The organism is Klebsiella sp. KP20-425-1 (assembly GCF_025813515.1).
Classification (GTDB): domain Bacteria; phylum Pseudomonadota; class Gammaproteobacteria; order Enterobacterales; family Enterobacteriaceae; genus Klebsiella; species Klebsiella pneumoniae.
The window spans coordinates 2,389,495-2,405,075 of the sequence record NZ_CP109614.1 but is presented as its reverse complement, the minus strand read 5'-3'; the positions used below and the strand labels follow the sequence as shown (position 1 = coordinate 2,405,075).

Sequence of the window (15,581 nt, the reverse complement as noted above, 5' to 3'; positions counted from 1 at the left end):
AAGCGCAGCGCCGCCGGGCAAGATATCAGACACGGTACCTGTAATTTCGCCGGGTGGCGGCTACGCCTTGCCCGGCCTACAGGGTCCTCTTACAGGCTCATACCTCGCAGGCCCGCGTAAGCGCAGCGCCACCGGGCATGAGGAGATTTACTTCCCGGCTTCCGGATGGGTATCGAACGCCGCCATCACCGCCGCCAGCGCCGCTTCGCTGAAGCCATGTTTAGGATCGTCCACCCCCAGGCCGAAGCGGGTCTGCAGCCCTTCATACAGCGCGGAGACATCGGCAAAATCGATCTTCTCCACCACATGGTTATTCTCCCAGTGGGTAAAGTGGAAGTTGGTGAGGGTCATTTTGCCACCGTCCGGCAGATGACGACACATCAGCAGATGGTGACGGAAGTGGGACTGCGGCCAGTTCGCCGACCAGAAGTTGCCCATCACATAATCAGACGCATACTGGCGGCCTAAATCGAAATGGTACATCGACTGCCAGTGTTCGTGATGGTTGAACTGCAGCGTCCACTCATCCCCTTCATGCACCAGACGATAGCTGCCGTGCGGCGTTTGCTGTGGGATATCGGCCAGCAGTTTGATCGGCGCGGTCAGCGTCTGGCCGCCGAAGCCGACGTCGGCGATCCAGCGCTCCCCCGCCACCTCCACCAGCAACAGACGGTGAGTACGCGGCGGCATCTGCGGCGGGTTGGCCAGCACCACGCGGCCCAGCAGGCTGCGGACGTTAAAGCCTATCTCGCGCAGCGCGCGCTCCAGCAGGCCATTCTGTTCAAAACAATACCCCCCGCGGCGGGCGGCGATCAGCTTCTCTTCCAGCGCCCCATCGTCAAGGTGGATTTCACGCGGCAGCAGGACGTCGAGGTTTTCAAAGGGGATGGCGCTGTTATGCTGCAGATGCAGTTCCCGCAGGGTATCAATGGAAACATCAGGCTCACCCGTCCAGCTCAGACGGGAAAAATAGGCGCGTAAAAAGGGACTCATCAGGGCCTCCAGCTGTAGGTGTCCGACATTTATAGCCTATTTTTCCGCGCCGACCGTCTTTTTTGTGCGCTTAGCGTTAACCGCACGTGCGGCGCTGCATCAGCGCCAGCGCCGTCAGCATCAAGACCAGACCGGTCAACAACGTCAGGCTGGCCATCGCCATGCCCTGACCGACGGAACCCTGTTCGAACTGGCGCCAGATAAACACCGCCACGGTTTGCGTACCGGCCGGAGAGAGCAGCAGCGAGGTCACCAGCTCCCGGGAGGCCACCGCGAACACCATCAGCATCGCCGCAAGCAGCGCCGGAAAGACCAGCGGCAGGACAATCAACCGCAGCGCCTGCAGTGGCGACGCCCCATGCACCCTGGCGGCGGGCTCAAGGTTCGGGCCCAGCTGGCGCAGCGCGCTGCCGACATAGCGCACCGGCCAGGGCAACAGCAGGCAGCAATAGGAGAGCAGCAGCATCCACAGCGTGTTATAGGGCGAGCGCGGCCAGAAGGGCTGATTCCACAGCAGGATCAAACCGACCCCCACCACCACGCCCGGCAGCGCCGCCGGCATCAGCGACAGCGCGTCCACCATCCCGCGCCCTTTAATCTTCTGCACCATCACCAGCCAGGCGGCCAGCAGGCCCAGCGCGCCGACGATTAGCGCCGAACCCAGGGCCAGCGACAGGCTGGTGCCGAGGGCCGACAGGGCATCTCCCTGCTGGTCAAACAGCGCCGCGAAATGACGCAGTGTGACATTCTCAACACTCACGCCACCGGAGAGCGTGCCCATCACGCTGGTGAGCATCATCGAGACGGCGGGGACGCCGACCGCCAGGCCGCCGACGGCCGCCATCGCCAGCACGGCGGGCAGCATCATCCAGCCCAGCGATGCCCCGTGGTTCTCCCCCGGCTTACCGGTGACGCTGGTGACCTCTTTCTCCCCCACCAGCCGCCTTTGCAGCCACCAGGCGAACAACGCCACCGCCATCAGCAGCAGCGACAATAGCGCGGCGCCAGGGAGATCCACCGGCCAGTCGGCCAGCTTTTTCTCAATACCGACCGTCAGCATCACCACTCCCGCCCGGCTGCCCAGCGCCGCCGGTACGCCAAACTCCTCGATAGCGAGGGTAAACGCCAGCAGCATCCCCGCCGCCAGCGCCGGAGAGAGCATCGGTAGCGTCACGTGCCAGAAGGCGCGCCAGGCGCTGGCGCCATGGACGCGGGCGACCACCGCCAGCCGGGTCCCGCTCGCCAGCAGGCTGCGGGAGACGGCAAAGTAGACCACCGGAAATATATTAAAGGTCATCACCAGCACGATCCCGCTGCGGCTGAACAGCAGATCGTTCAGTTGCCAGCCGGTCAGCTGCTGCAGATAGCCCTGGCTTTGCAGGGCCAGCATCCAGGAGAGCGCCGAGATATAGGGCGGCGTCAGAAAGGGGATCAAAAACAGGAGATCCCACAGCCGGGGCAGCGGCAGCGAAAACATACCGCGCAGGATGCCGAGCGGCAGGCCAATCATTACGCTGACCAGCGCCACGCCGGCGGCGATCCACAGCGTACCGCCGAGCATCGCCGGCAGCTGAGGATCGGCCAGCAGCGCCGGGATGCCGCCAAAGGCGTCCCCGAGCGAACCGGCGCTAAAATGGGGAAAAATCGCCTGCAGCACAATAAACACTAACGGTAACGCGACCAGCATCACCAGGGCGGCAAGGGTCGCGCCGGAAAGGAATGTTTGTTTCACAACCGGTTCCTGAAGCTGAGGGTCCTCCGGCGGCCAGCGCCGGAGAAACGGGATCAATTACTGCGCGTACAGCTGACTGAAGCGGGCGAGCACGGCGCCCCGCTCGCTGCTGCCCTCGCTGGTGGTGGGCAGCACCTTCAGCGCGTCCAGTAGCGGACGTTTAGCCGCCACGTCGCGGCGGGCGGGCATCAGCCAGGCGTCGGCGACCTTCGCCTGACCTTCCGGCGACAGCACGTAATCGATAAAGGCTTTAGCCTCGCCGGGATGCTGGCTGGTTTTGAGGATCATCATCGGGCGCGGGGCAATCACCGTTCCGCTGGCCGGGAAGATCACCTTCAGCGACTCGCCCTGCTGAATATTGCCGTAGGAGACATAATCCACCGCGCCAAACACCGCCGCTTTCGCTCCCTGCATCACCGGCGTCACCGCCTGGGCGTTGGGTCCGCTGACCACCATGCCGTTCTTTTTCAGATCGTCAAACAGTTGCCAGGCCTGGTCGCCCATGCTGTTTTGCAGCCCGATCAGCAAATCCAGCGACGCGCCGGAGAGCGCCGGGTCGGGGGTTGTCACCTTGTCTTTAAACGCCGGCTGGGTGAGATCCCGCCACTCTTTCGGTTCCGGGGTGCCGCTTTTACTGTTCCAGACAATGCCCAGGGCGGAGACGCCCTGGGCAATATAGTCCGCCGATTTCAGGTTCGCCGGTACCTGGTCGGCGTTGGCGCTCGCAAAAGGCAACAACCAGCCCCGCTGGTGCAGATCTTCGGCGGTATCCCATGAGGCGGAGATCAGTACATCCGCCTGCGGGTTGGCCTGCTCGGCCTCCAGTCGGGCCATCACTTTGCCGGTGGTGGCCTGAAAAACGGTCACCTTCACCCCGGTCTGTTGTTCAAAACCGCTGGCCAGGCTTTTCGCCAGCGAGCCGGGTCCGGCGGTGTAAACGGTCAGCGCATGGGCGCTGGAGAGCATCATGGCGGAGAGAGCCATCGCGAGTACCACTCCTTTCTTAACGGTCATAACGGTGTTCATGCAACTTCCCCTGAGGTTGGCGTAACGGCGCGGACAGCGGCCACGCGGCCCGCGGATAAATAGACAATCTGGTCGGCTAACAGCTCGGCTTCACGTCGGTCATGGGTGACATACAGGGCGGTGATGCCGAGCTGTCGCAGCAGGCGGCTCATTTCGCCACACAGCGATTCGCGTAGTTCGCTGTCCAGGTTGGAGAGCGGTTCATCAAACAGCAGCACCCGCGGCGCGGCGACGATCGCCCGCGCCAGCGCCACCCGCTGCTGCTGACCGCCGGAGAGGCCTGAAGGCTTACGTTCGGCAAAGCCGTTGAGGCCTACCCGCGCCAGCGCCTCGCTGACCCGGCGCTCGCGTTCGCTGCGGGAGACGCCGCGCATGCGCAGCGGAAAGGCGACGTTCTGCGCCACGCTCATATGCGGCCAGAGGGCATAATCCTGAAAAACCATGCCGATATCGCGCTGCTCCGGGGGCAATCCCCATCCTGCGCGGGCGACCAGCCTGTCGCCAAAGCGGATTTCGCCGCTGGCCGGCACGCTCAGCCCGGCCAGCAGACGCAGCAGCGTGCTTTTGCCGCAGCCGGAAGGGCCCAGTAGCGCCACGATGCGGCCGGGTTCGATATGCAACGTGAAGCGGTCAAGAATAGGGGTCTCTGCGAAGGCGAAAGAGACCTCCTGCAGGGTGATAGGGGTCAGCGTGCGCATCATCGCCCTCCCTTTCGGGACAGCGAGACCAGCCCGGCGGTCGACATCCGACGGGGCACGCTCACCTGGGATAGCATCAGGGGAGCCAACATATTGTGATCCTCTTTGGGACTTAGTGCTGGCGACTATAGTCAGACGAGATGACGTATTGATTACATTTTCATTGCGGCTTAACGTGTTACCTGCCAACCGACCCATTATTCAAGGAACGCCTATGAGCCGCTTTCGCCACGTTGAACTGCAGTACGCCAGCCGCCTGCTCAACCACGGCCCAACCATTTTGATCACCAGCTACGATGCCCCGTCCGACCGGCGCAACGTAATGGCCGCCGCCTGGTCAATGCCGGTGGAATTCGCCCCGCCGCGGGTGGCTATCGTGGTGGATAAAAGCACCTGGACGCGGGAGATCATCGAGCGCAATGGCACCTTCGGCATTGTGGTTCCCGGCGTCGCAGCCGCCAGCTGGACCTACGCCGTCGGCAGCGTCAGCGGCCGCGATGAGGACAAATTCAATGCCTGGGGGATCCCGGTAGTAACCGGTCCGGAGCTGGGGCTGCCGCTGATCGAGGAGAAATGTCTGGCATGGATGGAGTGCCGGTTGCTGCCGGCGACGGCGGCCCAGACCCAGTACGACACCCTGTTCGGGGAGGTGGTCTCTGCCGCCGCCGATGAGCGCGCGTTCGTCACCGGACGCTGGCAATTCGACGACGATAAGCTCAATACCCTGCATCATCTGGGCACCGGCAATTTTGTCGCCAGCGGCCGTCATGTGCGGGCAAACTCCCTCGACGAATAAGCATGACTTGCCGCGGGCGGCAGGTTTTTCCCCTGCCCGGCCTGCGGCCCCCTTTTAACCCGGTGGGCGGCGGCGATCGGCGCTGGGGGTCAGGCCAAATACTTTTTTATACAGGGTGGTAAAGTGGTTGCTGTTGGCGAAGCCGCACAGATAAGCCACTTCGGTAATGGTCATCTCCGTTTCGCGTAATTTGACCCGCGCGGAGACCAGTCGCAGACGTTTCAGATAATTATCCGGGGTTAATCCGGTGGCCTCTTTAATATGGCGAAACGCGGTGCGGGTGGTGAGATGAAATTGCTCCGCCAGCTGCTGCCAGTTATGTTCTTCGAAACAGTGCTCCTGAAGCCAGGTGAGTAATTTATGCAGTTTATAGCGAGTGCTGCTATATTCGGCTTCCGACTCGGCTGTGAGAATGGTGGTCACCAGCTGGAAAAAGAGAGACTCCCGTAGCGGGGTATTATCCGCCGCCCTCAGCGCCGGGGAAAATATCTTTTCCACCAGTTCCCGGCAATAGCTGCGAGTCTCCGGCGCCAGCCAGCCATAGCAGGCGGCGCGCTGCGCGGATAATTGCTGCAGCAATCCCTCCATCTGCTGTAAATAGCCAAAGGCCACCGCCGGATTAATTAAGACATTAATCAGCTTCAGCGTCCCCAGCTCATCATAATAATGCACATCGCCAGGCTGGACGTAAAATACGTCTCCCTGTTGGATATACAGCGGGCGACCATTAATAACGTGTAACCCATGCCCCTCCTCGACGATCACCAGTTCGGCAAATTCATGGCCATGCTCCTGGCTATTATCCTCCGGGTCACTGGCGTACATGCCGAGCTTATCCTGGGGATGGGTGAAATAATACTCAACGGTCAGTGTCATCATTACAGCAAATCCTGAACAACCTATGGCGCAGGGGCACGATAATCTATTCCGGCCCTCGGCACGCGCCCGATGTGCGGATTTGTGATCGCCAGCGCCCCCACCTCATTATTCCTGCTATTTTCACTGACGGTTTGGCATTGCCAGAGTGGTAGCCGCGCCGGACGACGGCCTATGCTGCGCCTAACCTAACGGAGAGGACGCAGTATGTCACAAGCAATTCAATACAATTCCAGCGTGGCGATGATCCGTCATCCGCGCTTTTTACAGCGTGCGGCCGACCTGACGCCCGCGCTGCAACGCCTGCGCCAGACGCCGCAGGCCATCGTCGAGGCCGTCGCTGAACCAGGAGCGCTGAACGGCTGGCGGGGGAATACCGTCTGCACGCCGGAGCAGTTTTATCAGCAACCGCTCAACGTCGGCGACAGCATCATTATTGATTTTGGCAGCCATTTTGTTGGCTACCTGCAGTTCAGCTGCCGCAGCGTCGGCAGCCCGCCCGATGCCCCGGCCCATCTGCACTTCACCTTCGGCGAGACGCTGAGCGAAGTCTGTGAGCCGTTCAGCGAATACCAGGGATGGCTGAGCAGCAGCTGGTTGCAGCAGCAGGATCTGTGGCTTGACGTCCTGCCCGCCCGGGTCGCTCTGCCACGTCGCTATTGCCTGCGCTACCTGAAGGTGGAGGTCAAAGCGCTGTCGCGCAAGTTTCGTCTGCAGTTCGATGAGATCGCTCTGGAAACCGTCACCTCTGCCGGCAGCCCGCACCCGGCGGTCATCGCCGATCCGCAGTTGAAAGCCATTGATGACGTTGCCGTTCTTACCCTGAAAAACTGCATGCAGGAGGTGTTTGAAGATGGGCCGAAACGCGACCGTCGGCTGTGGCTGGGCGACCTGCGCCTGCAGGCGCAGGTGAATGACGTGACCTTCGGCCACCACGATCTGGTCCGCCGCTGCCTGTATCTCTTTGCCGGCCATACCCGGGAAGATGGCATGGTTTCCGCCAATGTCTTTGTTCAGCCAGAAGTACGCGCCGATGACACCTTTCTGTTTGATTACTCATTGTTTTTTGTCGACGTGCTTTATAACTACCTGCAAAGCACCGGCGACACGGAAACCGTCGGTGAGCTGTGGCCCACGGCGCGGCGGCAAATCGAGCTGGCGCTGACCCGCTGCGATTCGCAGGGGCTGGTGCGCGACAGCGATGACTGGTGGGTATTTATCGACTGGCAGGCGGAGCTGAATAAACAGGCGTCGGCGCAGGGGGTGCTCATCTACTGTCTGCAGCGCGCCCTCTGGCTGGCGCAGCGTTTTGAACCGCAGCGGGTACCCGACTACACTGCCGCGCTCTGGCAGCTGAAGGAGGCCGCCCTCCACCACCTGTGGGACAACGAGCGGCAGGTGTTTATCAGCGGCGCCGTGCGTCAGGTCTCATGGGCGTCGCAGATCTGGCTGGTGCTGGCGGAAGTTGGCACCGCCGGGCAGCGTCAGGCGCTGATGCGCCGCCTGCAGCAGCAGCCGCCCGCCATTGCCATGAACACCCCGTACCTGCGTCATCATCACATTGTTGCCCTGCTACAGTCCGGCCTGCGCGAGGAGGCGGTGGCGGAGATCAAAGCCTACTGGGGGGCGATGGTCGCCTACGGCGCCGACACCTTCTGGGAAATTTTCGACCCCCAACATCCTGACTTTTCCCCGTATGGCAGTAAGCTTATCAACAGTTACTGCCATGCGTGGAGCTGTACCCCGGCCTGGTTTATTCGCCAGTACGGACTTTAACAACAACGATAAGCGAGTGATTTATGGCAGAAACAACGTTTACCCTGTGGCGGCAGCGCCTTGGCTATGGCATTGCCGATCTCTCCTGCAACCTTGTGTGGCAGATGATCTCTCTGTATCTGATGTTCTTTTACACCGACGTCATGGGTCTCCCGGCCTATTATGTCGGCCTGATGTTCCTGGTCACCCGGCTGGTAGACGGCGTGGCCGACGTGCTGATGGGGCTGGTGATCGACAATACCACCACCCGCTGGGGGCGCTGCCGCCCCTGGCTGCTGATCGGCGCCCTGCCTTTTGGCCTGCTGTGTATTCTGGCCTTTTATGTGCCGGATTTCGGCACCACCGGCAAACTGCTGTACGCCTTTGTCACCTATCTGTGTCTGTCGTTCCTCTACACCCTGGTGAATATTCCGTTCTGCGCCATGCTGCCGTTTTTAACCAGTGATTCCGCAGAACGCACCACGCTGTCGGCGGTGCGCATTTTGCTGGGCTCCCTTGGCGCCACCATCGTCGCCGTGGCTACGCTGCCGCTGGTCGGCATGCTAGGCAAAGGCAACCAGCAGCAGGGATTCCTCTATACCGCGGTGATTTTTGGCGTACTGGCGGCCTTTTTCCTGCTGGTGAGCTTTCGCAACGTCGAAGAAAAGATCACCCTTACCGGGGAGCGCATGACCCTGAAACGCGCCTGGATTAGTCTGCGCGCCAATCGTCCGTGGTGGGTCTTCGCCAGCAATATCTTTCTGATGTGGGGTGCCTTTTTCTTTCAGACCGGAGCCCTGGTGTACTTCTTCCATTATTACGTCGGGAATACCGAGCTGACGGCGGTTATCGCCGGGATCTCCACCTTCGTTCCCCTGCTCGGCACCCTCACCGTCCCGCTGCTGGCCCGACGCATGAAAAAACGTCATGTCTATCTGGTGGCCAGCGCGGTCAATCTGCTCGGGATGGGGATTATGATGGTGTCTGGCGCCCACGTTCTGGGACTGATCGTCGGGGCCGTGATCCTCTCCCTCGGCGCCGGCCAACGCACGGCTATCTATTTCTCGATGCAGGCCGACCCGGTGGATTACGGCGTGTGGAAAACCGGGATTAATACCGCAGGGATCCTGACCTCGATAAACGGTTTTCTCGGCAAGGTGGCGATGGCTGGTGCCGGGGCTATCACCGGCGTGCTGCTCTCCTCCAGCGGCTATATCGCCAACCACACGCAGAGCGACAGCGCCCTGTTGGCCATCAAGGCCTGCTATCTATACATTCCGGCGCTATTGATCCTCGCCTCGATGCTGTGGATGGGCCGCTTCTACCGCCTCGACGATCAGTATGAGCAGATTCGTGCCGACCTTGATGCCGGACGCGGCGCCTCGCCAGCCCCGGCCCCGACCGCCGGAGAATCCCCCGCCATGTAAGGCGCCCCCGCTGATTTAACCTCTGGATAAATTAAGGATTTTTATGCGTATCTATGTGATTAGCGCAGCGGTTTGCTGCGCCCTTTTTCCGCTCATCAGCGTCAGCGCCGCCGGCTTGAGCGTGGAGCAACGGCTGGCGCAGCTGGAAGCGCGCCTCAATCTCGCTGAACAGCAGGCCAGCGAGGCCAGCCGCCGCGCGCAGCGGGCAGAACAGCAAACTGCCGCCGCCGAGCAGCGCGCCGCGGCGGCGGAGCAGCAGGTGCAGGCGCTCAGCCAGAAGACCACGGCTCGCGAACAAAAACAGCAGGCCACTAATCAGCAACTGAGCGAGCAGCTGGCGAAGCGCGTCCCGGACGATGGGTTTACCTTTAACGCCTACGCCCGTTCCGGGATGTTAGTCAACAGCCATGGTAAAGGCGCCCGCGGCGGGCCGGGCGTCTCCCCGGCCAGTTCGCTCAACGGCGATGCCCATGTCGGTCGTCTCGGTAACGAAAAAGATAATTACGCCGAGCTGAGCTTTGGCAAAAAGCTCACCTTCAACGATGGCTCATGGGCGCGCTTCAAGACCATGCTCGCCGACGGGGCCACCAACCCGGATCCGTGGGTTCAGGATAACGACAGCCACCATCTGAACATTCGTCAGCTGTACGTCGAGATGGGTAACTTTGCCGAATTCACCGGTCCGTTAAAACGCGCCTCAATTTGGGCCGGCAAGCGCTTCGATCGGGATAACTTCGATATCCACTTTACCGATAGCGACATCATGTTCCTCGGCGGTACCGGCGGCGGGATCAATGATGTCGACTGGGGAAGCGGCCTGCGCGGCGACTATTCGGTGTATGCACGTAACTTCGGCGACCTTGGCAGCGATAATTACGCGGATAATGACATCCAGAATCTGCTGTTCACCGCCAACCATTTTTACGGCAACTGGCAACTGATGACCACGGTGATGACCGCCCAGGGCAACGATGACCTGAAAGATAATACCTCGACCACCGGGAGCTATGCCCTGCGCAGCGATAACACCGCCAAAAACGGCTACTACGCGATGCTGGCCCTGCACGACAAACAGCAGTTCTACGGCCTGGCGCCGGGGGTGTCTGAAAGCGCCCTGCAATACGGCGTCGGGCTGGGCGCCGAAGCGCGTCAGCCGGGGAGCGATGGCGATCTGACCGAGAACGCGGCCTCCCTGCGCTTTGCGTCGTATGGCATCCTGCCGTTGGGGAAAAACTGGCAGCTGGCGCCGTCGGTGATAGCCCAGCATAGCGAAGACCGCTATCGCGACGGCGACCGCTACGACTGGGCGACGTTTAACCTGCGGGTATCACAGGGGATCTCCGCTCACTTCGCCCTGCTGTATGAGGCCTCGTGGCAGTATATGGATCTCAATCCGAACGGGCGCAGCTATCGCTATAATGACAACGTTTATCAGTATCAGGCGGTGCGCGGTGATTTCTACAAGCTGACCTTCGCCCCCACCTTTAAAGTGGGCGATGTGCTGGATATCAAGGCGCGGCCGGAAATCCGCTTCTTTGCCACCTGGATGAACTGGGATAAAGCGCTGGATCGCTACGCGATAAATGACGATTTCGGCAGCAAAGGCTTTACCGCCGGTGGGACATGGAACTTCGGCGTGCAGACGGAGATTTGGTTTTAATCAAACGGCCCGTCCGGCTCAAATGCCAGGACGGGTTGATTTAAATACACGCTGTTACTTTGTCACTATGCCAGTGCTGTATGAAGTAATATAAACTCATAAAATAAAAACCATAACAGGCTAAAAAGATAAAGGTTTTTTTTATAATTCCAACAAGTGACTTTCGTTTTTTCTCAACGATGAGAAGATCGTGAAACCTTTCTTGCTGTTGCTCTGGTGTTAAATTATCAACTATTTTATTTTTTATATCATCGTGAATCTTTTTAAACGTTCGCTTTTCACCTGGAAAGCTACCGTGTAGAAGAAACAAAAAAAATAAAGAAAAGCATAACGAACGCTAATATCCGAATACTGGGCTCAGTTACCCCCCAGCATCCAAGGGTAGCAATAAACAACCAGATACCATGAGTGTTTGCTCGCGCTCTAAACCTATCAATATGAGCGCTGTATTTCTTGATTTCTTTCAAAATAGAATCGTTGGTTTCCATACGTAATGCACTCCTTTTTAAAGGCCCCGGTTACGAAAGAGGGCAAACTCTGCCATTTTTCTTGCGAAGAATAATCTTTCAAACAACCTTCAACAAGTTGATAATCAATGGATTACCCTGAAGCAATAAAAGCAGTTTTCTGGCTGCACCGGTTGGGTGACGTCGTTTCGTTTCCCAGCTTTTAACCAACTCGTAGCTAACGCCAACGGCCGCTGCAAAGTCCTGCTGTTTTAAACCTGTGGCTTCACGTATCGCTTTCACGTCAATTTCGCTGAAGGTATGAACGTGCTGCTCCATCGGCATTTGTTCACCTTTCTCGATCCTGACCATTTCTTCTGCACTCGCCAGCAGATCGGCAAACAATTCGTCTTTCATACCCACCTCGGTTGGCTCTCTGGCGCTTAGGATAGATGAACATGCTGTTTCTCTCAGTGCGTCGCCGGAGAAGCCCCTCCCCGGGGGCGGCGCAAAGCGCCTTGCCCGGGCTACGGAACTGCAGACCGCTGAGAGCGCGTAGCCCGGACAAATGCGCAGCATCGCCTCCGGGTGTCGGGTTACATGCTATAACCCGGCTTCTTAATCAACTGCGCCATCTGCGGGGCGATCTCACTGTCCCACACGGCCTGCCACGCGTCCGGCTCAACCTGAGTGAGTGCGACGCTGACGGCGCTCTCTTTGCTGTTCAGATGGCGGATCAGCACCTCAGTGATGTCGGCGGCCAGCGCGGTTTTTTGTTCATCAGTCAGTTCACGGGGAAAACATTTAATATCAACATGCGGCATAGCAAAGACTCCTTGTGATCAGAGCCATAACGCTACCACAGAATGGCCGTTCTGGTTGGCATCGCGTGCGTTAAATCAGCTTGTTACGGCGTAGCGCCGCGGCCAGCTCCGGTCGCTGACAGACCGCCCGGGCGATGGCGGCGAATTTTGGCGCGTGGTCGTCAAACCACGCCTGGCGGGGTCCCCAGCGGTACATCGCCGCGATATAGCAATCCAGCAACGTTACCGACGCGCCCAGCGCCCACGGCCCGGCGGCCAGCTGCTGTTCGAACCAGAGATAGAGATTTTTCCGGTACTGGCGACAATTCTCCACCAGCTGCTCCGCGGCGGCGGGCGCCCAGCGTTCCGGGTAATCGGCATAGGTAAAGGTAGGATAGACATTGGCCACCAGCCAGACCAGCAGGCGCTGAAACTGCGGACGCTGTGGCGTCCCCGGCGCGGGGGCCAGATCGGGACGCTGGTCGAGGATCATCAGCGCGATGGCGGCGGTTTCGGTCATGATGCTCCCGTCGGCCAGCCTCAGGGTGGGCACCTGGCACAGCGGATTAATCTGTCGCAGACGCTCGCGCGCCGGACCGGGCTGGTCAAAGCCCTCCACGTCAACCACCTCGTAGGGAATATCGGCCAGGGAGAGCATCAGCTCGCTAATCGTCGAGCCCCATCCCGGCACGCCATAAACGGTTATCATGGTCTGCCTCCAGGGTAAAGCCTAAGTGTAGGCAGAAATTTGCCGCTCACCCACCCGGCACACCATGCCACTGGGGGTTAGTAGGTTATCCCCGGCGGGTTGACCACCGACTGCGCCACCGCTTCGCCCTGCTCCCCCCAACGCGCCAGCACCTGCTGATATTCACCGCGGGCAATCGCCCCGTCGAGAGCCGCCTGCAGGGCATAGACCAGACCGTTGCCTTTTTTGGTGGTTGTCGCCACCCACGCTTTTTTCGGCCCCAGGCCCACCACCCGGGTCTGGCCGTTAAGCGCCGCTTTATAGGCTGCCACCGACTGCGGGCCGAAAAAGATATCCGCCCGCCCGGACTGGATATAGAGGTTGCCGGAGGCATCATCGGTCAGGTAGACCGGCTGGGCCTGCGGCCGTCCGGCGGCGCGGTTGTCCTCGTTCCAGCCCAGCAGGATCCGCTCCTGATTGGTGCCGGACCCGACGATCACTTTGCGCCCCGCGAGATCGGCGGGTCCGTTTACCGCGGCGATATCGCTGGTGGATTTCACCGAGAAGGCCAGGGAGTCCACCCGGTAAGTCGCAAAATCGAACTTCTCTTTGCGCTTCTCGGTCACAGCGATATTGATCAGCGCCACATCGTAGCGGCCGGAGGCGATGCCCAGCGGCCAGTCCTCCCACGCGGTGGGCACCAGCCTGAGCTTCAGGCCAAGGCTTCCGGCCAGCAGGCGGGCTATATCCGGGTCGCTACCGATCCGCGTGCGGTTGTCGCTGGCCAGCAGGGCCAGCGGCGGCGAATTGAGCGCCGAGATCGCCACCGTTAGCGTCCCCGGCTCGACGAAGCGATAGCCCGGCGGAATTTTCGCTATCGCCTGCGGGTCGCGGGTGACCGGCAATGGCTGCTCATTGGCGCGCAGATCCAGCGCCGCGTGAGCGCTCATGGCAAAAGCGCTGAGAACAAGGGTCATTAGCGCTCTGTTCATGACGGCAGCACCCTGGATAAAAACTGCCGGGTACGCGGATGCTGCGGATGGTTGAGCACCTCGTCGCTGCTGCCCTGCTCGACGATCCTGCCGTCGACCATAAACACCACCTGGTCGGCCACCTCGCGGGCAAAGCCAATCTCATGGGTGACCACCACCAGGGTGGTGCCCGATCGCGCCAGCTTCTTGATCACATCCAGCACCTCGCCCACCAGCTCGGGATCCAGCGCCGAAGTGGGCTCATCAAACAGGATCACCCGCGGGTTCAGCGCCAGCGCCCGGGCAATGGCGATACGCTGCTGCTGGCCGCCGGAGAGATGCCGCGACCAGGCGTCGGCTTTATTGCGCAGTCCGACGACGTCCAGTAGCTCATAGGCGCGGGCAATGGCCTCTTTGCGCGTGACCTGCTGGTGGGCGATCGGCGCCTCAATCAGGTTCTCCAGCACCGTCAGGTGCGGAAACAGGTTAAAGTTCTGGAACACGTAGCCGACGTTGATCCGCTGGCGAAGAATTTCCTTTTCTTTCATCTCATACAGCTTGTCGCCTTTGCGGCGATAACCGATATAGTCGCCATCAATCTGAATAAATCCCTCATCGACCCGTTCGAGGTGATTTATGGTGCGCAGCAGCGTGGACTTGCCCGAGCCGGAAGGGCCGAGGATCACCGTCACCGTGCCCGGGGGGATCTCCAGCGACACATCGTCCAGCGCCTTGTGGCGGCCATAGTATTTGCTGACCCCGGTGATAGAGATATGGCCATTATGAGAGCTGGGCATGAACGGCCTCCTGGGGCTGTGGTTGACGTGCGGGTTGAGTGGTTCGGCTGCTGCGGGCGCTGTTTACCGCCGAGCGGCGCTCGCTGCGCGCCAGGCCCCGTTCCACCAGATACTGAATGGCGGAGAGGACGCTGGTGATCGCCAGATACCAGGCGGCGCCGACCATCAACAGCGGGATCACCTCCTGGGTACGGTTGTAGATCATCTGGATGGTGTAGAACAGTTCCGGCATCGCCAGGACGTACACCATCGCCGTTCCCTTGGCCAGACTGATGATCTCGTTGAAGCCGGATGGCAGGATGGTGCGCAGCGCCTGCGGCAGAATAATGCGCAGCGTGCGCCGCCAGGCGGGTAGCCCCAGCGCGGCGGCGGCTTCATACTGCCCGTGGTCGACGCCGAGAAAGCCGCCGCGAATAATCTCCGCGGTATAGGCGCTCTGCACCAGGGTCAGGCCCACCACCGCCGTGGAGAATTGCCCCAGCACGTTAATGGTCTGATAGCTGACCCAGGTGACGCCGGTAAACGGGATCCCCAGCGACAGGGTGTCGTAGAGATAGGAAAAGTTATAGAGAATGATCAGCACCACAATCAGCGGCAGCGAGCGAAACAGCCAGATATAGCCCCAGGCGAGACTGCTGAGCAGCCACGATGAGGACAAACGGGCCAGCGCCAGCAGGCCGCCGAAGATCACGCTCAGCACCGTGCCGAGCAGGGTCAGGAGCAGAGTTTGCCCCAGCCCCTCGAGGATCACCGGGTCGAAGAACCAGCGGGCGAAGACGCCCCACTCCCAGCGCGGGTTAAAGGCCACCGACTGGATCACCACCGCCAGCACCAGCAGGGCGACCAGAGCCCCGACCACCCGCAGCGGATAGCGCGCCGGCACCACTTTGATCGTTTCAGATGAATGCATAAT

Annotated in this window: 15 protein-coding genes; 4 read left to right on the top strand and 11 right to left on the bottom strand. The window is 60.3% G+C overall.

The genetic code is table 11. From position 1 onward, the window contains the following. Positions 1 to 147: 147 nt before the first annotated feature. From nhoA to OHJ17_RS11790, 4 genes are all read right to left on the bottom strand, one after another. Positions 148 to 993, bottom strand: a complete 846-nt coding sequence (gene nhoA / locus OHJ17_RS11805) for an N-hydroxyarylamine O-acetyltransferase (RefSeq protein WP_032433133.1) — start codon at positions 991 to 993, stop codon at positions 148 to 150. A gap of 76 nt (positions 994 to 1,069) precedes the next feature. Beyond that, positions 1,070 to 2,725, bottom strand: coding sequence for an ABC transporter permease (locus OHJ17_RS11800; protein WP_021313430.1), 1,656 nt, complete (start codon positions 2,723 to 2,725; stop codon positions 1,070 to 1,072). Positions 2,726 to 2,782: 57 nt separating this feature from the next. After that, the gene (locus OHJ17_RS11795; RefSeq protein ID WP_004189830.1) at positions 2,783 to 3,751 is read right to left on the bottom strand and encodes an ABC transporter substrate-binding protein; all 969 of its coding nucleotides are present in this window, start codon (positions 3,749 to 3,751) and stop codon (positions 2,783 to 2,785) included. Next, the gene (locus OHJ17_RS11790; RefSeq protein ID WP_004189827.1) at positions 3,748 to 4,452 is read right to left on the bottom strand and encodes an ABC transporter ATP-binding protein; all 705 of its coding nucleotides are present in this window, start codon (positions 4,450 to 4,452) and stop codon (positions 3,748 to 3,750) included. The genes OHJ17_RS11795 and OHJ17_RS11790 overlap by 4 nt, the downstream gene beginning before the upstream one ends. 211 nt (positions 4,453 to 4,663) lie before the next feature. On the opposite strand from OHJ17_RS11790, the gene OHJ17_RS11785 reads away from it, so the two are divergent. Continuing rightward, the gene (locus OHJ17_RS11785) at positions 4,664 to 5,245 is read left to right on the top strand and encodes a flavin reductase family protein (protein ID WP_004151228.1); all 582 of its coding nucleotides are present in this window, start codon (positions 4,664 to 4,666) and stop codon (positions 5,243 to 5,245) included. A 54-nt stretch (positions 5,246 to 5,299) separates the two neighbouring features. On the opposite strand, the gene OHJ17_RS11780 is transcribed toward OHJ17_RS11785, so the two are convergent. Continuing rightward, on the bottom strand, positions 5,300 to 6,124 hold the full coding sequence (locus OHJ17_RS11780; RefSeq protein WP_004180112.1) for a helix-turn-helix domain-containing protein: 825 nt from the start codon (positions 6,122 to 6,124) through the stop codon (positions 5,300 to 5,302). Positions 6,125 to 6,328: 204 nt separating this feature from the next. Here OHJ17_RS11780 and OHJ17_RS11775 point away from each other — a divergent pair, with 204 nt between their 5' ends. From OHJ17_RS11775 to OHJ17_RS11765, 3 genes are read left to right on the top strand one after another with little or no spacing between them, the layout of a single operon-like run. Beyond that, positions 6,329 to 7,897 carry an alpha-L-rhamnosidase-related protein gene (locus OHJ17_RS11775; protein ID WP_038434967.1) on the top strand — a complete coding sequence of 523 codons (1,569 nt, stop codon included), beginning with the start codon at positions 6,329 to 6,331 and terminating at the stop codon, positions 7,895 to 7,897. 23 nt (positions 7,898 to 7,920) lie between these two features. After that, the gene (locus tag OHJ17_RS11770) at positions 7,921 to 9,303 is read left to right on the top strand and encodes an MFS transporter (protein ID WP_004151222.1); all 1,383 of its coding nucleotides are present in this window, start codon (positions 7,921 to 7,923) and stop codon (positions 9,301 to 9,303) included. Positions 9,304 to 9,346: 43 nt separating this feature from the next. Next, the gene (locus tag OHJ17_RS11765; RefSeq protein ID WP_032433135.1) at positions 9,347 to 10,963 is read left to right on the top strand and encodes a carbohydrate porin; all 1,617 of its coding nucleotides are present in this window, start codon (positions 9,347 to 9,349) and stop codon (positions 10,961 to 10,963) included. Positions 10,964 to 11,529: 566 nt separating this feature from the next. Here OHJ17_RS11765 and nadS read toward each other — a convergent pair. The 6 genes from nadS to OHJ17_RS11735 form a co-directional block, all read right to left on the bottom strand. Beyond that, positions 11,530 to 11,826 carry a NadS family protein gene (gene nadS, locus OHJ17_RS11760; RefSeq protein ID WP_004148529.1) on the bottom strand — a complete coding sequence of 99 codons (297 nt, stop codon included), beginning with the start codon at positions 11,824 to 11,826 and terminating at the stop codon, positions 11,530 to 11,532. Positions 11,827 to 12,005: 179 nt separating this feature from the next. Then, positions 12,006 to 12,233 (bottom strand): tautomerase PptA, encoded by a 228-nt coding sequence (pptA, locus tag OHJ17_RS11755; protein ID WP_002906690.1) that lies wholly within the window; start codon positions 12,231 to 12,233, stop codon positions 12,006 to 12,008. A 70-nt stretch (positions 12,234 to 12,303) separates the two neighbouring features. Further along, on the bottom strand, positions 12,304 to 12,921 hold the full coding sequence (locus OHJ17_RS11750; RefSeq protein ID WP_004175955.1) for a glutathione S-transferase family protein: 618 nt from the start codon (positions 12,919 to 12,921) through the stop codon (positions 12,304 to 12,306). A gap of 77 nt (positions 12,922 to 12,998) precedes the next feature. Continuing rightward, a complete protein-coding gene (locus tag OHJ17_RS11745) occupies positions 12,999 to 13,850 on the bottom strand; it encodes a transporter substrate-binding domain-containing protein (protein ID WP_072093194.1) in 852 nt (283 codons plus the stop codon). A 38-nt stretch (positions 13,851 to 13,888) separates the two neighbouring features. Then, a complete protein-coding gene (locus tag OHJ17_RS11740) occupies positions 13,889 to 14,668 on the bottom strand; it encodes an amino acid ABC transporter ATP-binding protein (RefSeq protein ID WP_002906697.1) in 780 nt (259 codons plus the stop codon). Beyond that, on the bottom strand, positions 14,652 to 15,578 hold the full coding sequence (locus OHJ17_RS11735) for an amino acid ABC transporter permease (protein WP_032433136.1): 927 nt from the start codon (positions 15,576 to 15,578) through the stop codon (positions 14,652 to 14,654). The genes OHJ17_RS11740 and OHJ17_RS11735 overlap by 17 nt, the downstream gene beginning before the upstream one ends. Between the last annotated feature and the right edge of the window lie 3 nt (positions 15,579 to 15,581).